Origin of the sequence: Herbaspirillum frisingense GSF30, from assembly GCF_000300975.2 — a bacterium.
GTDB classification, from domain to species: Bacteria; Pseudomonadota; Gammaproteobacteria; order Burkholderiales; family Burkholderiaceae_D; genus Herbaspirillum; species Herbaspirillum frisingense.
In genome coordinates this window covers 24,933-43,788 of sequence record NZ_AEEC02000023.1, presented here as the reverse complement: position 1 = coordinate 43,788, position 18,856 = coordinate 24,933, and the positions used below count along the sequence as shown (strand labels likewise).

Below are 18,856 nucleotides of genomic sequence, written 5' to 3'. Positions count from 1 at the left end.
ACATGGACAATGCGGCCTCACTTCCCACGGGCGGGCCAGGAGGATCAAAAACGCCTCAACCGCCGGGAATGGCGCCGGAAGTCGTCATCATTTCCGCCATCGCCGACGCGAAACGGGGATCGGACAACAAGCCGACATTGAAGCGCGACCAGGGTACATCCTGCTCGGGATCCACATGGAAAATGCTGCCCGGCGCCAACACGATATGGCGCGCCATCAGGCCCTGGGCCAATTGCCTGGCATCCGGGAATGCCGGAAACCTAGCCCACAAGTACATGGATTGCTGCGGCGCGCAGAACAATTGCGCACCCAGTTGCTGCAACTGGTGGCAGGCGGCTTCGGTGGCCTGGGTCAGGCGATCGCGCAGACGCGCAGTGTGGCGGCTGAAGTGGCCGTCGGAGAGGATCACGTCCAGGGTCCGCTCGCAGTATTCGGAACTGCTCATGTGGACCAGCATCTTGATGTCGGCCAGATCGCTGGCCAAGTCACGATGGCAGGCAATGAAGCCCACCCGCAAGGCCGCCGAGACCGACTTGGAAAAGCTGCCGATGTAGAGCGTGCGGCGCAACTGGTCCAGTGTCGCGATACGGGGCGCGGTGGCCGGCTTGAAGTCGGCGAAGGCATCGTTCTCGACGATCAGGGCATCGTAGCGGTCAGCCAGTTGCAGGATCTTGTGGGCCTTGTGGGGCGAGGTGTCGGAGGCGGTCGGATTGTGCGCCAGCGACTGCGTGAAGAACAGCGGCGGCTTGCCCGGCAGCTTCAGTTCGCGCTCCAGCGCATCCACGTCCGGCCCGTCCGGCAGGCGCGGAATGCCGACGATGCGCGCCCCCGAGAGCTTGAGCTTGCCATAGAGCATGTAGTAGCCCGGCTCGTCGACCAGTACGCGATCGCCAGGACGCACGAAATTGCGGATCACGATATCCAGCGCCTGGTTGGCGCCGTGGGTCAGGACGATCTGGCCGGTACCCGCATCGATGCCGTGCTGGGCCAGTTTCTGTACCAGATGCTGGCGCAACGGCAGGTAGCCGAAACGGCTGCCATAGCCGAACAGCGCGCCCATGCCGGTGCGCACCACCTTCTGATGGAACTTGTCCAGCCGCACGTCGTGCAACCACTCCACCGGCGGGAAACCATCACCCAGGCGCAGATGGCCGGGGTCGTGCTTCAACTGCTCGCGCATGAGCCAGACCACGTCCATGGCGCGGCTCAGGCTGCCCTCCTCTTCTTCCTTCGGGCGCGGCGGTGTCACGCAGACAAAGAAGCCGGAACCGCGCCGAGGCTCCACCACGCCCTGGGCCGTCAGTTCATCGAAGACGTTGACGATGGTGTTCTTGGCGCAGCCGTGCCGTGCTGCCATCTCGCGGATCGACGGTAGCCTGCTGCCGGGCGAGTGCAGGCCTTCGGCAATCTGGCGGCGGATCAACTGGACCAGCGTGCTGGTGAGGGTGGGTGCGTCAGCCATGGCAATGGGTCTCCGGCGAGGCCTCTGGCGGGCCCGTGGGTGGGGAAATATGAAGATTCTTGCTGCAATGCAAAGGGATTGTCTTGGGTACAGTTCACTTGCTGTTGGCCACAACTGTACCCATGCGCAATGGTACACGCTTGCTATCCTGCCTGCGCTGCCCGGACAAGGCTTCCCTGCCCGGGCTGACGATACCAACGACAACCAGTGAGACAAACGCATGCGCAATGACACCCTCCCGGGTGCGGCCCCGGATTCCCGCCTGCCCGGCTTCCGCTCCCTTGCTCCCGCCGAGCGCCTGGCCGAGGTGAGCCGGCTGGCCCACCTGGATGAAGCCGAGCAAGCCTTGCTGGGGCAGCCCGGCGGCCTGCCACTGACGACTGCCAACGGCATGATCGAAAACGTGGTCGGCACCTTCCAGCTGCCGCTGGGCGTGGCCGGCTACTTCCAGCTGAACGGCCGCGACGTGCTGGTGCCCATGGCGGTAGAAGAACCGTCGGTGGTGGCCGCCGCCTCCTTCATGGCCAAGCTGGTACGCGCCTGTGGCGGCTTCCAGACCTCCAGCAGCACGCCACTGATGCGGGCGCAGATCCAGCTGATCGGCGTGAGCGATCCGCACGGAGCGCGGCTGGCCATCCTCAAGGAACGCCAGGCCATCATCGACATTGCCAACAGCCGCGACCAGTTGCTCAACCAGCTGGGGGGCGGTTGCCGTGACATCGAGGTGCATGTCTTCCCGGATACCCGCCGCGGCGCCATGGTGGTAACCCACCTGATCGTGGATGTGCGCGACGCGATGGGCGCCAATACCGTCAATACCATGGCCGAGGCAGTGGCCGGCCACATCGAGCAGATCACCGGCGGCCGCGTGCGGCTGCGCATCCTCTCCAACCTGGCCGACCTGCGCCTGGCGCGGGCGCGGGTGAAGGTCTCGGCCAAGGTGCTGGCAACCGAGCAGTACAGCGGCGAGGAAGTCATCAACGGCATCGTGGACGCCTATGAATTCGCCGCCGTCGATCCTTACCGGGCGGCTACCCACAACAAAGGCATCATGAACGGCATCGACCCGGTGATCGTGGCCACCGGCAACGACTGGCGGGCGGTGGAAGCCGGCGCTCATGCCTATGCCTGCCGCCAGGGACGCTACACTTCGCTGACCCATTGGGAAATCGCTGCCGACGGCGACCTGGTGGGCACGCTGGAAATCCCCATGCCGGTGGGCCTGGTGGGGGGGGCCACCAAGACCCATCCGGCGGCCCGCGCAGCGTTGAAGATCCTGCGCGTGCAAAGCGCCCAGGAACTGGCCGAGGTCGCCGTGGCCGTGGGCCTGGCGCAGAACATGGCGGCCCTGCGCGCGCTGGCCACCGAAGGCATACAGCGCGGCCACATGGCGCTGCATGCCCGCAACATCGCACTGGCGGCCGGTGCCGAACCGGCGGAAATGGACTGGCTGGTGCAGCAGATGGTCGCCAGCCATGACGTGCGGGTGGACTACGCCCGCCAGTTGCTGGCGCAACGTCGCCAGGGCTGAGGGGCAGCAAGGTAATCACGAACCACGAGCCGCCACCAGGCGGCCGATAAAAACGAGGAGACAAAACATGACTACATCGACCAAGATGCGCCTGCTGGCCGCGACCTGCGCCGTTGCGGGCGCCTTCGGCCTCGCCGGCCCGACGGCGGCCCAGGTGTCCAATGACGCCGTGCGCATCGGCTTCATCACCGACATGTCTGGCCCCTATGCCGATACCGACGGCCTGGGCGGCCTGGAGGCGATCCGCATGGCGGTGGCCGACTACGGCGGCAAGGTGCTGGGCAAACCCATTGAAGTGATCTCCGCAGACCACCAGAACAAGGCCGACATCGCGGCCACCCGTGCCCGCGAATGGGCCGACGAGCGCGGGCTGGACATGCTGATCGGCGGCGTGAACTCGGCCACGGCCCTGTCCATGAACAAGGTGATGGCCGAGAAGAAGCGGGTCTACATCAACATCGGAGCCGGTACTGCACGCCTGACCAACGAGGAATGCACGCCCTATACCGTCCACTACGAATACGACACCGTGGCCCTGGCCAAGGGTACGGCCAGCGCGGTGATCAAGCAGGGCGGCAAGTCCTGGTTCTTCCTGGTGGCCGACTATGCCTTCGGCCATTCGCTGGCCAACGACACCAGTGCCGTGGTCAAGGCCAGTGGCGGCACGGTGGTGGGCTCGATCAAGCACCCGCCGCAATCCTCGGACCTGTCGTCCTTCCTGCTGCAGGCCCAGGCCTCCAAGGCGCAGATCCTGGGCCTGGCCAATGCCGGCGAGGACACCGTCAATTCGATCAAGGCCGCCAAGGAATTCGGCGTCACCAAGACCATGAAGCTGGTCGGCCTGCTGATGGTGATCAACGACATCCACGCCCTGGGCCTGGCCAACGCCGAGGGCCTGATGATGACCGACAGCTGGTACTGGGACAAGGACGAGCCCTCGCGCAAGTTCTCCGAGCGCTTCTTCCAGAAGATGAAGAAGATGCCCAGTACCCACCAGGCGGCCGCCTATTCGGCCACCATGACCTACCTGAAGGCGGTGGAAGCGATTGGCACCGATGACTCGACCAAGGTGATGGCGCAGTTGAAGAAGACCCGCATCGATGACTTCTACAACAAGGGCTACATCCGCGCCGACGGCCGCAACATCCATGACATGTACCTGTACCAGGTGAAGTCGCCGGCCGAATCGAAGAAGCCCTGGGATTACCTGAAACTGCTGGAGACCATCCCGGGCGAGCAGGCATTCACCACCGTGGCGGAATCCAAATGCAGCCTGCTCAAGCAATGAGGTGACGGAAATCGGCCCCTGAGCCAGGGTTAACCGGTGTTGTAAGCACAAAAGGACGGAGAGGCCCGCAGGACGGGCCTCTCCGCTTTTTTATCTTCACATTTTCCATACGGAATGTGACGAAAGCCTGACCAATCGTGCGAACTTTGCAGAGAAGGCCGGTCCAGGCTTGCCTAAGCTCCCGCTTACGCCTACTCTTGCAAGCCCGCCTCACGACCGATACGCCTGCCATGGGCGCCGCTCATGACACGGCGGGACAATATCGCGCACGCTCATCCGTCAGCGACGACACAGCGTCCGGCCACGTTCACGCCGGCCAGGACGCGAAGACACGGCAGAACTGCCCTACCGATACGCCAAGGAGCCCCTTTTGAGTCAGCCCCAAGCCAACCGCCCTGCCCGCCCACCTACGCCACCTACGCCCTCCACGCCACCGACTCCGTCCAGCCCGGCGGGCTTCACCCGCTACCAGAAGACCGTGACCGGCCTGCTGGCCTTCCTGCAATTTGCCGTCATCCTGGACTTCATGCTGATGTCGCCGCTGGGCGCGGTGATCATGCCGGCCATGCAGATCACACCACAGCAGTTCGGCCTGGTGGTGTCAGCCTATGCCTTCAGCGCCGGGGCGTCGGGCCTGCTCACGGCAGGCTTTGCGGACCGCTTCGACCGCAAGCGGCTGCTGCTGTTCTTCTATGGTGGCTTCGTGCTCGGCACCGTCTGGTGCGGGCTGGCACAAAGCTTCGAGAGTCTGCTGCTGGCCCGCATCGTGACGGGCCTCTTCGGCGGTGTGATCGGTTCCATCACGCTGGCGATTGCCACCGATCTGTTCGCCCCGCATCTGCGCGGGCGTGTCATGGGGATCATCCAGACCTCGTTTGCGGCCAGCCAGGTGCTGGGCATCCCGATCGGGCTGTACCTGTCCAATACCTGGAACTGGCATGTCCCCTTCCTGGCCATGGCGGCGCTGGGCGCCATCGGGGGCTTGGTGGTGAGCATGAAGATGCAGCCGGTGGACGGTCACCTGAAGCTCAAGCAGGAGCACAGCGCATGGATGCACCTGTATCACACCATTACCGAGCCGCGCTACCTGATTGCCTTCGCCACGACGGCCTTGCTGATGACAGGTGGCTTCATGCTCATGCCCTTCAGCAGTGCCTATCTGGTCGGCAATCTGGGCATCGATCTGCACCACCTGCCGACGGTCTATCTGGTCACCGGGCTGTGCACCATCGCTTTCGGTCCGCTGATCGGGCGCGCCGCCGACAAGGTCGGCAAGTTCCGGGTGTTCTGTTTCGGGGCGGTGCTGTCCATCATCATGGTGTTGATCTATACGCACCTGGGGCCGGTGACGGTACCGATGATCGTGCTGATCAACGCGGTGCTGTTCCTGGGGATCTTCTCGCGCATGATTCCGTTCCAGGCGCTGGTCTCGTCCATCCCTTCGCCCACCCAGCGGGGTTCGTTCAATGCGGTGAGTGCTTCGATCCAGCAACTCTCCGGCGGTCTGGCCTCGGTGGTGGCCGGGCATATCGTCACGCTCGGTCCTGAGGGACAGTTGCGCCACTTCGATGTGGTCGGTTTCGTGATCGTCGGCACGACCTTGCTGGCCTCCTTGCTGGTGTGGCGATTGAACCGCGATGTGCAGTTGCGCGCAGCCGCTACAAGCGCAGCGACTACGGCAACGACCGCGGCCCCGGGCGCAGGTGGCTGAGCGCCACCGCGCCCGGCGGGGCTGGCCGCACGCTTCAGCCGCAGTCCCGCCCCGCATAACCGGCCAGGATGCGGATGATTTCCCGCCCCTGGAGGTCCGAACGGCAGTAGTGATCGACCAGCAGCCGTACGTCCTTGTCTCCCTCCTGCGGTAGTACCTCGGGCTCGCTGCCGGTCAGCAGCCAGTTGAGGTCCACCGCCAGTTCGCGATGCAACTGCAATAACAACTCGCCACCGGGCATGGCCTTGCCGGCTTCCAGCCAGCTGATGTGTCCGGTGGATGTATTGAGGCGCTGACCCAGCTCACGCTGGCTCAGGCCGTTGGCGAGCCGGATCTCCTTGATGCGGCCGCCGATTTCTTCACTGAACATGTCCTCTCCTCAATACGGGCAGGCCATGCGCGCTGCCCGTATCCCTCGCCGGGCCTGCCTGACAACGCCGCCGGCAAGACCACAGGCATTAATTTCAGCCGCGCTTGACGACCAGAAAACTCGCCACCATCATCACCAGCGACTTGCCGCGTTCTGTAGCGCGGACATAGTCCTTGATGAGACCCTTGACGTGAAAGCCGTGGCGCGGCGGCAATTCTGCTTCCATTCCACTGAGCAGCCAGTTGATGTTGACGTCGAACTCACGATGCAAAGTGCGCAGGAAGCGCCCACCCGGCATGCTGTGTCCCAGCTCCACACAACTGATATACGCACCGGACGTCCCCAGGCGACTGGCGAAGTCACGCTGGTTCAAGCCGCTGGTCAACCGGATCGCCTTGAGCCGTTCACCGATGGCTTCCTTGGTTTCGGTCACGGACTTGGTGGGTGCGATATCGATCTCTCGCTTCATCTTCTTATCCTCCGAAAGGGTAGAACATTGCATGCACCGCATCGGGCGCATGCATGTTGTGGGCATCGACGAAGTGCAGGTGGCCGTCGATGCTGGACCCCGAATTGAAAAAGTCGAAGTGTTCGCTCTGCATGAAAATCTGCTGCAAGGTCAACACCCCATCACTGAATTCGATGCGGCGATTGGGGTTCACCAGTGCATCCAGCGCCCCCTCCCGCAACAGGATCTGGCCACCGCCACGCAGCACCAGCAGCAGGTCGATACCGAGGCTGCGCACATCCTTGATCGATTCGATCGGAATCTTGCGCAACGCAGTGCCGGCCTGTCTCACATCGATCGTATAGGTGGTCTTGCCCACCAGGGCTTCCTCGATGGAACTTGCTGCATCTGACATCGGCTATCCTCATTCAACCTTCTGAATACGGATTTCCAGCGCCTCTGTGCCGCTCTGGCGCGCCGCCGGGACCGGCTCGATGCGCTGGCGGATACGGGCCGCCGGGACACCCACGGAGAGCAGGTGGTTACGCACGGCGACCACCCGGTAGAAGGCCATCCGGTTGGACTCCGACAGGCCTTCCACGGCGGTGGAGGAGATGACGAAGGTCTGGTCGGGACGTGCATTCCAGTCGAAGTGGCTGAGGAAGGTATCGGTCATGCGCTTGGCTTCCGGCGGGTTCAGGTCCACGGTACCGGGGCGGAAACGAACGATCAGCACGCTCGGACGCAAGGCCAGCGCTTCCACGCCCTTGTCCAGGCTGCCCGCCGCACCGCTGGCGTCGAGTATGCGCTCGGAGGCGCCTTCCTTGGCCAGGTCGGCCTCGGTGGTGGACTTGAGATTGTTGCCACGTTCCTTCTGGTTGGGCTTTTCGACCTTGGACAGGCCATTGGCCTTGAAGCGCATGTCACTCTCGCGCAGCTTTTCCTTCAGTTCGGCGACATCGGCCTTGTAGCGGATTTCGTTCTCGTTGAGTGTCTGCCGCAAGCGTTCGATCTGGGCATGCAGGTCATCGGGGCTGGGCACCACCGGTTTTTCTTCCTTGTCACCCGCATGCGGCTTCTCCGAAGCCTGGCCCTGTGCCTCGATCTTGGCGGTCTTGCTCTCGTAGGCCTCGTCGCGCGCCTTCATCGAGAAGTACATCACCGCCATGGCGAGGATGGCGATCAGCAAGAGCAGGTACATGACCATGTTGACCATCGAGTCGACGAACCCGGGCCAGAAATTTTGATCATCTGCGTCGGTGGAATGGCCTGCCATTTTTTCTCCTAAGTCTTGATTGACGTTCTTGATTGAAATCCGTGGACGGCTGCCCTGTCGCGGCCGTCCCGTGGTGTGGCCAGCGCGCCGGTCGATCCGATGCGCTGGCGAGGTTGCCTCTTATCGATACTTGCTACATTCACACTCCAAAGATGGTCGCGATGCTGTTGGGGTTGTACTGCACGTTCTGCAGGTACAGGTTGTAGATGGTCGTGCCGGGACCGGCACCATCCAGATCGATCGCCAGCTTGGTGGAAAGACCTCCAAACGACGATGCCTTGACGTAGCTGTCGAGGTTGGCCTTGGTCACCGTCTGCCCGAAGATGGATACCTTGTCCTGGCCCAGGTAGAAGTCCGTGATGGTGGCGGCCAGCTTGCTCTTGTCGGTGGCATTACGGTAATCCCCGACTATCAAGGTGTCCTTGCCGGCGCCTGTCTGGATGTTGGTACCCTGGCCCTTCTCGGTGGTACCCAGCGGAATGACGTCATCGCCGGCCCCACCGCTCAAATCCCTTAGGCTTTGCGGGATCCAGTACCAGGCCGCGGTATGGTTCTTGATCCAAAGCGTCTGCCCATTGTTGACGCCGTCCGAAATATTGGTGACGACGAACCTCACGTCCTTGTAAAGGCCCGGCTCGAGGGTATTGGCAGGAGCCTTCAGCGAAAAATCACCCGCCTTGACCTTTCCGAACGCCATGATCCTGTTCCCCATGACGGCCTGAATCTCATACTCTTCGCCGCTGCTTCCGGGCGTGCCCACCGTGCCGGAGAAGATCACATTCTGCTCCGGCGCGATTTTCCCGGTGGAAGTGCTCGGTAGCTCAGTGATCATTGCGTACTTGGTCAGGGAGTCATTGATGGCCTGGGGAACTCCGGATTCACCAGTGATCCGCAGATTGGTCACCACCGGCGCGGCCAGCCCCTCCGCAATCGTGACCGGCACATCGTTCGAGCTGACCGTATTGCCGGCCATATCGATGAACTTGGCCGCAATCACGTGCTTGCCGGACGACAGGTTGTTCTCGACAGTCAGCCCTAACGTGATCCCGGCTCTGCCGACGTCGCCTTTGCCCAACGTTCTGCGAACCAGCTCCTTGTCGCCCTCGTAGAGCGCGATGGCGTCACCCTCGCTGGCCTTCGTGCCGTCGTAGGTCACGTTGATCGTCGGCGCCGAACTTTCGATGTTGGTCGTCACCTGATAGAACAGGCGGATATTGCCGACATCAAGGTCTGGCCCTCGGGTCCTCAGGTTTTCGTTAGCTTGCAGGACGTAGAGATCCATATTAGGGTTCAAGTACGAGCCCAATCCCTCTAACATCAGCCTGGTAGCGTTCGGCATCAAGACTTGGATTTCACCGCCCCGGACAGAGGTACCGGATTGATGAAAAAAGCGGATAGCCGTATTGGCGGCGCCGTCGATCAGCTGGTTCAGCAGCAGCAGATTGGAAGTACCTGCCAGTTTGTCAGTGAGCGCCTTGTCGACACCGACGTTGACGAAATCCTGTACGGTAGGCATCGCCTCGGCAGCAGCATTGACACTGCCATCGGCCAGTTGCAACAGCTTGGCATAGCTGTTGACGATGGTCTGTACCTTGTCGGGCGTATTGGCCTGGTCAGCGCCGATCGGAGCGGATGCGAGGGCCTGGTTGGTGGCCGCCAGGATGCTGTCGGCCACTGCCTTGGGGCTGATCGGCAGAACCACCGCCATGTCGGCGTAATCCTGCGCGGTCGGCAAGGGCTTGGTGCTATCGGCGGCATAGTCGCGGATCTTGTCCTGCGCCGCGTTGGCCTTGTCCACCAGGCTTTGCAAGCCGGGCAAGGTATTGATGGTGGAGAGCTTGTCCAATGGCAGCTGGAGCAATTCAGCCAGCACGGCGGGCATGTTGTTGTCCTTCAACCCGGTCACACCCAGTCTTTCCAGATCAGCGCGCGTTGGAAGCGCCCCGCCCTGCCCGCCGGCGCAATCCAGCACGCCCGCAACCAGCGTGGCCAAGGCAAGGATCTCGGCCGGGGTATCGACCTTGTCGGCCGTCATGCGGTCGATCACGGAGTCGAGCAGTGACAGGTAGTCGGTCTTGATCGCAGCCTTGCCCAGACTGGACAGATCGGCGCCCAACAGGCGGAAGTCTTCCAGCGACGGCTGGTTGGCCGGCGTATTGGCACGGCCATCGGCCAATGCCAGCAGCTTGTTGGCGCTGTCGACGATGCCCTGCACCAGGTCGGCGGTGGCAGTGCGCTTGCCATCGACCGAACTGGTCGCCAGGGCCGAAAGCACCGTGAAGAGTCCGGCTGGCATACCATCAGAACGATCTGGCGTCGGCGTCTTGAAGTTGCTGATGCCGCTCACACCCATGTCGGCGAAGTCCTTGGCGACCGGCGTCATCGGGTCAGAACCGGCCGGCGCCACGGCGCCCGATGTCTGTGCATCGGCGTACTGCCTGATCTTGTCCTGCGCGGCGCGGGCCGCTGCAGCCACCGACTTGAGCTCGGCCATCGTATCGACGTCGGCCGGCGTGAGCGCCTTGATCGCTGCCATGAGCGCGTTCAGGGTAGTGGCACTGACTTCCGGCGCGGTGCCGGTACCGACCAGGCCCAGACCCGTCCATTCAGACAAGGAGATGCTGGCGGAGGTGGCGTTCGGGGTCGCATCCAGATCGGCCTGGCGCATCACGCGATTGACGATGTCGACCAGTTTCATCGAAGTGATCTTGCCCAGGTCGGATACGGACGCAAAGTTGCGTGCGTTGTCGAGGACATCGTTGAGCAGCTTCAGGTTGGCAGGCGCATTGTTGATGTCCATGCCCAGGGCGCGGAACTCGCCGTAGGTGAGCGGCGCACCAGCCTGCGGCGTGCCATCGGCATTCATGGCATCGGCGGCTGGGCGGTTCGCGTCCGGGATAATGCCATCGGAACCGGCCAACGAGCGTACCTTGGCGGCGGCGGTCGCCATGGTCTGGATCTTCTGCAGGTTCAACGTGGACAGATCGGCGGCGTTGACGGACTTCAGGCCACTGTTGATCAGCGCCACCGTAGAGGGCATGGAGCCGTCGGTCTGCGGCAGGATGTTCTTCACTCCCAGGGCACTGAGATCGCTGCTGGTAGGCGCGGCGACGGTGGCGTCCCCCGCCGCATATGCGGCCACGCGGCCGGCGATGGCGGCCAGGTCGGCAATCTTGGCCGGCGTGGCCACTGTGCTCTTGTCGGCGGGTTGCGCATCCAGCGCCGAGGTGAGCAAGGAGAATGTCGCCTTGGCCAGTGCCGCCTCGTCCTTCGACAGGCCCGGGGCCGACGGATCGCGCAGCTTGTCGGCCGGTACGCCGATCCGCAACAGTTCGGCGCGGGTGATGCCACTGACCAGGTTGCCCGGCACGCCGTCGGCACCTTGCAGCACATGCTGGTAGGCCTGCACAATGGCTTGCAGCTTGGCCTTGCTATCTACCAGGCTGGAACTGGCCAGCGCCTTCACGGAGGCATTGATGAAGGGAAGCATGGTCGCGTCCACGTCCTTGACGCCGGCGCGGGCATAGTTCTCAACGGTCGGTACGAGTACGCTGGCGACCGGACCCAGCGAGGCGTCGGTGTTGGCCACCCCATCGGCATAGTTGCGAATGACCTTCAGATCTTTCAGCAGGCCATCGACCAGACCCTGCAGCAGGGAACTGGTATTCATCTGCGAGACGTCGTGGGACCCCACCAACGCCTGCACATTGGACAGGAAGGCGGCGTCCAGGCCCTGCACGCCGAGGTTGGTGAAATCCTCTATCGTCAACAGGGCGGCAGCATCGGGCCGCGCCGCAGCAGCTATCAATTTGCCGGCAGACAGACTGATCAGATCGATGTCTGCGGGTGTATCGACCTTGTCGGCCGTAATGGCGTCCAGCGCAGTCGACAGCAGGCTGATGCGGTTGGCATCCGTGGTCGACGATACGTTGACACCCAGCAGTTCCAGTTCGGCCACGGACGGAACGCTGGCGCTGCCGACCGGATCAGGGTCGGCGCGGGTGCCGTCGGCGGCGGCCAGAATCTTCAGATAGGCATTGGCAATCCCCTGCACCAGCGGTTGTGTGGCGGCGCGCGCGGCGTTCACCGCCGAGGTCGCCAGTGCGGCGTTGATGGGCGACAGACTGGCGCTGCTAACACCAAAGACGCCCATGGCGGTGTAGTCCTCCACCGTCGGTACGCCCAAGGATGCGCCGGTATTGTCCTGCGCATAGGCACTGATCTTGGCCAATGCATCCACCGCCTTCTGCACCAGCGCGTTGATGGCGGCGATGCTCTTGATCTGGCTGCCGTCCGTGCCGCTGGTGCCGATGGCGGCCAGGATGGCGCCTTGCTGGGCAGGCGTCCTGGCGGAAATGTCGATGCCCAGCAACTTGAGGTCATCGCTGACGGGCATGGCGGCACCCGGCAGGCGCGCGGCACTGTCCATGAGCTTGTTGACCGCGTCCAGTATCGCCTGCAGTTTGGCCGTGGTGTTCACGTTGGCCAGTGGCATGGCATCAATGGCATGGCCCAGCAGCGCTGCGCCGGACCCATCGGCGTCGCTGGCGGTGCTGGAACGCCCCATGTTCAGGCCCAGCGCCGCGTAGTCATCGGCCACCGGCAGTGCGCTGGCGGAATTGGCATTGCCATCGGCCAGTGCGGCAATCTTGACCACCGCCTGCGCGGCCTTCTGCAACTGTGCCTGATCTTTCACTTTTTCCACGCCCAGCAGTTGGATGGCCCCATCCAGCAAGCTCTTGTTCTGCGCCGTCAGACCGGACAGGCCGACGCTGGCGTAGTCATTCAGCGCCGGCGCCGCCCCGCCCACCATGACACCGCTGATGATGCCGGCGTAGGCATCGATCATGGTCTTGAGCCTGGCCGGGTCGGCGGCCAATGCGCCGGTAATGGCGGTACTGGCCAGGGTACTGTTCAGGGCGCCGAGATTGTCGGCGCTCACCAATGCAGAGCCATCGGCCTTGACCAGGCCGACAGCAAGATAATCGCCCGCGGTCGGCACCGGCTTGGCGCTATCTTCGGCATACGCGGCAATCTTGGCCTGAGCCTTGGTGGCGAGGCTCGCCACACCCTGCAGCTTGAGCAGACTGTCGACTGCGCTGCCGGGCTGGCCCGACACCGCACTGAGGACAGCAGCAGCAGCCCCGTCAGAGACACCAGGTTGCACCACACCCAGCGCCACCAGATCGGCGGCGACAAGATGCGCAGGCAACCGCTCTGCGGCAAATACCTGGCGCTTGCCAGGCAATGCCAACAAGGACTGGGCGGTACTGAGCATGCCCTCGAGCTTGACCGGGGTGTTCATCACGCTTTGATTGGACTGGCTGTCCAATGCGGTCTGCAGGACATCCAGCGCGGTGGGCGAAATCTTGGCATCGACAACGACACCCACACCGCTCAGCAAGGCGCTGAATGAAACTCGCGTGGCGTCAGTCAGCGCGGGAGTGTCCGCCTTGCCGTTGACCAGGGCGAACAGCTTGTCCCAGTTGTCCAGAATGCTCTGGAGCTTGGCCGGCGTATCAATCTGCGCCGCGCCGAAAGCCGCAGTCAGCAGAGTGCCAGCGGCGCCGATGGCCTTGTCGGCCTCCACGCTGGCCGGTAGCTTCAGGCCCATGGCCTTGAAGTCGTCGGCAGTAGGCCGGCCGCTATCTTCCGGGAAGCCGCCCGGCACGCTGGTCAGATCGGCATAGACCTGAATCTTGTGGTAGGCCGTCGCCGCCTTGGCGACCACCGCCTGCAGCTTGGCCAGCGTGTTGACGTCACTGCCATCATCGGCACCGGCACGGATGGCATACAGTACTGCGGCAATGGCTGCCGGCTCTTCTGCCGTGAGCGCAGTGCCGCTGGCGGTAGTCAGGCCCAATTGCTGCAATTCTGCCGCCGTCAGACGGGGCGCTTCATCATTGGACTGGGCCTGGGCCATGATCTTGTTGACCAGCACACCCAGGGCATTGATCCCGGCGGGGGTCTTCACATCGGCGGCCTGCTTGCCGGCGATGACACCGTCCAACAGGCTCAGTACCGCACCATCGGTGTTCTTGCCTACTGCCGTGGTGACGCCATCAATCGCCGCCCCGATAGCCTTGAACTGGGACGCGGTCAGGGCGATGTCGCCATCCGGCAGAGCGCCGTTGGCGCGGGACAGGATGGCCTGATACGCCTGCACCACATCCTTCAGGCGGGCGGGCGTGTCGGCCTGGGCCGCGTTGATGGTGGGGGTCCGCAAGGCCGCATTGACTGATTCAAGATTGTCTGCGGTGACCAACGATGCGCGATGACCTGTCGCATCGGCTACCGGGTTGACCAGGCCGATATTGTGGTAGTCATCGACCGTGGGCGTGGTCAAGGGATCCGTGGCCGACACCGCGTCGTCGGCGAACAGCCGCTTGAGCACGGGGCTGCTGTCAAGCATGGCTTCGGTCAGCAGGGGCAGGTCCTCACCGATCATCTGCTTGTCGACGTCGGCCCGCAGTTCTTCGTCGCTCAGGGGTAGCCCGACCAATTGCTCCAGTTGCAGGCGTGCCGACACGCGGCTGGACTTGGCTCCCAGCAGATCGGTGATGGCCTGGTCGCGGCGACCACGGACCAGCGTGACGTCGACCTGGGCGGCAGCGCCTTCCTTCTCCCGGCGCAGGCTTTGTGCGAGAAAATCTTCCAGCGCTTTCAGGTTCTTCTGGTTGGCGGCCGCAGCCAGGTCGGAGCGCACCCATAGGCTGTATTGCGAAATGACCTGCTCGGCCAGGCGGAAACGTTGCTCGCGCAAGGCTTCTTCGGCCGACTGCTGATTGTGGCCGGCCTGCTCCAGCTGACCGGACAGGCGACCACCGGACCACAAGGTCTGCTGCAGGCGCATCGTAACGACGGTGTCGTCGCCGTTGTAGGAGATATCACGGGAACTGGTCATCCCGGCACGTTCCACAGAGAGCGAAGGCGTAGGGAAGAATTGCCAGCGTGCGGACGAGACGGCGTCCGCCGCCGCTTCGGCGGCCCGCTGGCGCGCCAGTGCGGACGGATTGTTGAAGGCGGCCTGCCTGACCAGGTCGCCCAGGGTGGTGGCGTCGGCCTGGCTGGTCCAGCCGGCAAAGGCCAGCGCGATTGTGGCCGCCAGTCGGGTGATGCGGCTGCGCGGGGTGGTCAGGCCGGTCTGCAGGGAGCGGGGGGCGCGTTGCTTGGTGTGGTCGTTCATGTGCGATCATTTCCTGTTGGTCTTGTCCACACAGGATGTCGCGCAGTTCGCTTCCTCGGCGCGCCTCGGGCGCTGGGCAAAGCGGAAATTGCGACCGGTCAGCGGGTTCCGACAACGCGCTCGGAGGTTCACTGTAGCCGGTCGGTAGCAGGCGACGACAAGGACAAGAATGGGTCTTGGATGATCGCGGAAATGCGCGAAGTGACGAATTGTCTATTGGGGCAGAAATGTTCTCGCACTCTCGTAATTTTTCGAGAAATGCCAAGAAAGTTCAGGTCGCACGGCGAAAGCCCGGATCAAGGACACCAGCCGTTCCCGGCACTGGCCGATCCTCAAGCCTTGAAATTTTCGATCGCCAATGCGGCCCGCAGCATACCGATCACGTCATCCCAGGCGCCGGCCTGCTGCTGACGGAACAGGCGGACTGTTGGATACCAGGGGGAATCATGTCGCTGCAGGAACCAGCGCCAGTCGGGCGCATGCGGCAAGGCGACCCACACCGGCCGGCCGAGCGCACCGGCCAGGTGGGCGGCGGCAGTATCGACGCTGATCAGCAGATCCATGCAGGATAAAGCGGCGGCGGTATCGGCGAAATCACCGATGTCGGCACCAAGGTCATGCCAGCCGGGACCAGCCTGCCGCAGCCATTGGGCATCGGCGTCGCGCAGGTCAGGCTGGAGCACGAAGAAATCCAGTCCGCCACGCGCCTGCTCCAGCGTGGCAAAGCGTTCGAGGGCGATAGAGCGGCGCGCATCGTTGACGTTGCCAGCATTGCCGGAACACACCACGCCGACGCGCACGCGTCCGGCTGCACGGGGAGCGAGCGCTGCAATGCGGGTCTCCCATTTGCTGCACATGCCAGCCTCCGGCGCCAGGTAGGACGAACCTGGAAAGCTTTCCGGGATAGAAGCCAGGGAGGTATTGCACACCAGCGGCAGGCTCATCAAGGGCAACTGGAAGTCGACCTCCGGCAAGGCCTGTCCCATCGCCACCAGGCGGATGCTTGCGGCGCAGGGCAAGCCGTGCATCAGCCTCAGCAGACTGGCCGGCACCTCCAGCACGACCTCGGCACCAGCCCCGACCATCTGCAGCACGTACCGGCTGAACTGGATGGTATCGCCCTGCCCCTGCTCGGCCCACAGCAGGAGACGCTTGCCTTGCAAGCTGCTGCCACCGTTCCAGGCCGGAATCGTCGCATGCCGGTAAGGGTCGGCACCGCGTCCTTCCCAGCGCCATTCGTACAATGGCAGCGCCTCTTCCAGCCGGCCCAGGGCAAGCAGGGAGAGCGCCAGGTTGACGTGGGCGTCGGCATCTCCCGCATCGATGCGCAGGGCACGGCGATAGCTGTCGATGGCCTCCTCATGGTCACGCAGGCGGGCCAGCGTGGTACCGCGGCTGACGTGGGCGTCCACCAGCTCGGGCGAGAGAATCAGGGCCTGATCGTAGTAGCGCAGCGCTTCCTCATAGGCGCCCAGGGCGTGCTCAATCAGTCCGGCGGCCAGCCAGAGCTGCGCAGACTGATCGTTCAGGCGCAGCGCCTGGTGGATGCAGTCGCGCGCCGCCGCCCATTGAGCGGCGCGCTCATGCAGCAATGCCTTGCGATGCCAGGTGTCGGCTTGTTCGGGATTGCGCTGGAGGGCCTCCTCCAGCAAGGCCAGCGCCTGTCGGTCATTCTTGCCGGAAGGTGACAATGCCTGCAGGGCGGCCGCTGCGGCGACGAAGAATTCGGCCTGCTGATGGCCCGCCTCGATCAGATCACGATAGAGCAGGAAGGCATCTTCAAAGCGCCCCTGTTCATAGAAGGCGCGGCCCAGGCGATAACGCAGGGCCAGCGCTTCCTCGCTGTCCGGCTCGACCAGCCGCAGCGCCTGCTGCCAGGCTAGCGCAGCCTCCTCGAAACGTCCTTGCGCGGCCGCCACGCTACCCAGCAGGTGCAGCGCATCCTTGTGCTGCGGATGCTGTTCAAGCAAGGCAAACAGCGATTGCTCGGCAGCTGCGTAGTCCTGCAGGTCGAAATGGTCGAGGGCGAGCTGGAGAGTGGCGTGTGAATTCATGACGGGGCAAGGGAGACAAACGGGCGTATTGTCTCATCCCTGCCCGCCACGGGGGCGAACGCCAGCTGGCGGGGCGATGTCAGCGTTTGAACACCAGCACCGGATCGGCGCGGTAGATGGCCGGATACATCTTCTGCAGGTTGCCGATCTTGGGCAGGTCGTTGTAGGCGATGTAGGGCTGGTTGGGATGCAGGGTGGCGTAGTCCTGATGGTAATCCTCGGCGCGGTAGAAGCCCTGCAGGGGCGCCACCTGGGTCACGATCGGTGCGGAAAACACCTTGGCCGCGTTGAGCTGTGCAATGTAGGCCTGGGCCGCCTGCTTCTGCTCGTCACTTGCGGTGAAGATGGCCGAGCGATATTGCGTGCCCTGATCCGGGCCCTGGCGATTGAGCTGGGTAGGATCGTGCGCCACCGAGAAATAGATCTGCAGCAGCTGACCGAAGGAAATCTTGCGCGGATCATAGGTCACCTGCACCGCCTCCGCATGGCCGGTGGTACCAGAGCTGACCATGGAATAGCTGGCGGTATCGGACTTGCCGCCGGCATAGCCGGAAACTGCCTTCAATACGCCCTGGGTATGCTGGAACACCCCCTGCACGCCCCAGAAGCATCCACCGGCCAGCACCACGGTCTCACTGCTGGCGGTCGAGCCCAGCACTGCCTTGCCAGCCGGGGCTGGCACCGCCACGGCAGCCTCCGCGGCATGGGCTGTCGAAAGGCAAGCAAACGAGGCCAGCGCCAGGCACAAGGCGGCCGAAGCCAGGGCGGCAGGTTTCAGGATGGTCATGGTGAATCTCCGGTACGGTCGATCAGACAAGAAAGAATTGTAGGCAGCCGCGCCGCCCAAGCCAGGCCGGCTCAGGGACGCGAACTTGCAGAAGCCTGCCCGGCCGGCGCCCTGCCCTTGCGCCAGAACAGACGCAGGGCCAGCATCAGCGCGACCAGCACGGCAAACAGCAGCGGCTGGGCGATCAGGTTCTTGCCGGCCTTGTCCCACCAGTAATGCAGCACGCCCAGCGGCACGATCACGTACACCAGCCGGTGCAGCGCCTGCCAGCGCTTGCCGCCCAGGCGGCGCACCATGCCATTGGTGCTGGTGATGGCCAGCGGAATCGTCAGCACCAGCGCCAGCACGCCGACGGTAATGAAAGGCCGCTTGACGATGTCCTTCCAGATCTCGCCCAGGTCGAAGAAGTGATCGAACCAGACGAAGGTCGTGAAGTGCAGGCACAGGTAGAAAAAGGCCATCAGCCCCAGCATGCGCCGCATGCGGACCAGCCAGTTCAGGCCGGTGATCTTGCGCAGGGGTGTCACGGCCAGGGTGATGCAGAACAGATATAGCGTCCAGTCGCCGGTGCTATGGGTGATGAATTCCAGCGGATTGGCCCCCAGCCCGCCGGTAAAGCCGAACACCACCAGCCGCGCCAGCGGTACCAGGGTCAGCGCCAGGAATACCCACCACAGCAGCGTGACGCTGCGTGGTTTCAGATTGCGGAGAACGGCGGGAGCGAGCGGCATGGGCGGTCCAGG

At 63.6% G+C, this 18,856-nt stretch carries 12 protein-coding genes; 3 read left to right on the top strand and 9 right to left on the bottom strand.

The genetic code is table 11. The annotated features are described in order from the left end of the window. Positions 1 to 55: 55 nt before the first annotated feature. Entirely contained in the window at positions 56 to 1,462 is a 1,407-nt protein-coding gene (locus HFRIS_RS15960) for an aminotransferase-like domain-containing protein (protein WP_006464442.1), read from the bottom strand. Positions 1,463 to 1,682: 220 nt separating this feature from the next. Here HFRIS_RS15960 and HFRIS_RS15955 point away from each other — a divergent pair, with 220 nt between their 5' ends. The 3 genes from HFRIS_RS15955 to HFRIS_RS15945 all read left to right on the top strand — a co-directional run bounded on the left by HFRIS_RS15955 (position 1,683) and on the right by HFRIS_RS15945 (position 5,992). Next, entirely contained in the window at positions 1,683 to 2,993 is a 1,311-nt protein-coding gene (locus tag HFRIS_RS15955; RefSeq protein ID WP_006464441.1) for a hydroxymethylglutaryl-CoA reductase, degradative, read from the top strand. Positions 2,994 to 3,060: 67 nt separating this feature from the next. Continuing rightward, on the top strand, positions 3,061 to 4,281 hold the full coding sequence (locus HFRIS_RS15950) for an ABC transporter substrate-binding protein (RefSeq protein ID WP_006464440.1): 1,221 nt from the start codon (positions 3,061 to 3,063) through the stop codon (positions 4,279 to 4,281). A gap of 478 nt (positions 4,282 to 4,759) precedes the next feature. Beyond that, positions 4,760 to 5,992: an MFS transporter gene (locus HFRIS_RS15945; protein ID WP_006464439.1), complete on the top strand. Its 1,233-nt coding sequence runs from the start codon at positions 4,760 to 4,762 to the stop codon at positions 5,990 to 5,992. 34 nt (positions 5,993 to 6,026) lie between these two features. Here HFRIS_RS15945 and HFRIS_RS15940 read toward each other — a convergent pair whose 3' ends face one another. The 8 genes from HFRIS_RS15940 to HFRIS_RS15900 form a co-directional block, all read right to left on the bottom strand. Continuing rightward, positions 6,027 to 6,362, bottom strand: coding sequence for a helix-turn-helix domain-containing protein (locus tag HFRIS_RS15940; RefSeq protein WP_006464438.1), 336 nt, complete (start codon positions 6,360 to 6,362; stop codon positions 6,027 to 6,029). 94 nt (positions 6,363 to 6,456) lie between these two features. Further along, a complete protein-coding gene (locus tag HFRIS_RS15935; protein ID WP_006464437.1) occupies positions 6,457 to 6,831 on the bottom strand; it encodes a helix-turn-helix domain-containing protein in 375 nt (124 codons plus the stop codon). A gap of 4 nt (positions 6,832 to 6,835) precedes the next feature. Continuing rightward, a complete protein-coding gene (locus tag HFRIS_RS15930) occupies positions 6,836 to 7,225 on the bottom strand; it encodes a hypothetical protein (RefSeq protein ID WP_006464436.1) in 390 nt (129 codons plus the stop codon). A 9-nt stretch (positions 7,226 to 7,234) separates the two neighbouring features. After that, positions 7,235 to 8,086: a hypothetical protein gene (locus HFRIS_RS15925; protein ID WP_006464435.1), complete on the bottom strand. Its 852-nt coding sequence runs from the start codon at positions 8,084 to 8,086 to the stop codon at positions 7,235 to 7,237. Positions 8,087 to 8,225: 139 nt separating this feature from the next. Next, entirely contained in the window at positions 8,226 to 15,272 is a 7,047-nt protein-coding gene (locus HFRIS_RS15920; RefSeq protein ID WP_006464434.1) for a TolC family protein, read from the bottom strand. A 332-nt stretch (positions 15,273 to 15,604) separates the two neighbouring features. Continuing rightward, on the bottom strand, positions 15,605 to 17,326 hold the full coding sequence (locus tag HFRIS_RS15910; protein ID WP_006464433.1) for a tetratricopeptide repeat protein: 1,722 nt from the start codon (positions 17,324 to 17,326) through the stop codon (positions 15,605 to 15,607). Positions 17,327 to 17,405: 79 nt separating this feature from the next. Further along, positions 17,406 to 18,113, bottom strand: a complete 708-nt coding sequence (gene msrA / locus HFRIS_RS15905; protein WP_006464432.1) for a peptide-methionine (S)-S-oxide reductase MsrA — start codon at positions 18,111 to 18,113, stop codon at positions 17,406 to 17,408. Between the two features lie 71 nt (positions 18,114 to 18,184). Further along, entirely contained in the window at positions 18,185 to 18,844 is a 660-nt protein-coding gene (locus HFRIS_RS15900) for a protein-methionine-sulfoxide reductase heme-binding subunit MsrQ (RefSeq protein WP_006464431.1), read from the bottom strand. Positions 18,845 to 18,856 lie beyond the last annotated feature (12 nt).

What these genes read in the sequence shown, in the direction of transcription:
- msrA (WP_006464432.1), bottom strand. Translation starts at nt 18,113, where the DNA reads ATGACCATCCTGAAACCTGCCGCCCTGGCTTCGGCCGCCTTGTGCCTG.
- HFRIS_RS15925 (WP_006464435.1), bottom strand. Translation starts at nt 8,086, where the DNA reads ATGGCAGGCCATTCCACCGACGCAGATGATCAAAATTTCTGGCCCGGG.
- HFRIS_RS15930 (WP_006464436.1), bottom strand. Translation starts at nt 7,225, where the DNA reads ATGTCAGATGCAGCAAGTTCCATCGAGGAAGCCCTGGTGGGCAAGACC.
- HFRIS_RS15910 (WP_006464433.1), bottom strand. Translation starts at nt 17,326, where the DNA reads ATGAATTCACACGCCACTCTCCAGCTCGCCCTCGACCATTTCGACCTG.
- HFRIS_RS15960 (WP_006464442.1), bottom strand. Translation starts at nt 1,462, where the DNA reads ATGGCTGACGCACCCACCCTCACCAGCACGCTGGTCCAGTTGATCCGC.
- HFRIS_RS15935 (WP_006464437.1), bottom strand. Translation starts at nt 6,831, where the DNA reads ATGAAGCGAGAGATCGATATCGCACCCACCAAGTCCGTGACCGAAACC.
- HFRIS_RS15940 (WP_006464438.1), bottom strand. Translation starts at nt 6,362, where the DNA reads ATGTTCAGTGAAGAAATCGGCGGCCGCATCAAGGAGATCCGGCTCGCC.
- HFRIS_RS15900 (WP_006464431.1), bottom strand. Translation starts at nt 18,844, where the DNA reads ATGCCGCTCGCTCCCGCCGTTCTCCGCAATCTGAAACCACGCAGCGTC.
- HFRIS_RS15955 (WP_006464441.1), top strand. Translation starts at nt 1,683, where the DNA reads ATGCGCAATGACACCCTCCCGGGTGCGGCCCCGGATTCCCGCCTGCCC.
- HFRIS_RS15920 (WP_006464434.1), bottom strand. Translation starts at nt 15,272, where the DNA reads ATGAACGACCACACCAAGCAACGCGCCCCCCGCTCCCTGCAGACCGGC.
- HFRIS_RS15950 (WP_006464440.1), top strand. Translation starts at nt 3,061, where the DNA reads ATGACTACATCGACCAAGATGCGCCTGCTGGCCGCGACCTGCGCCGTT.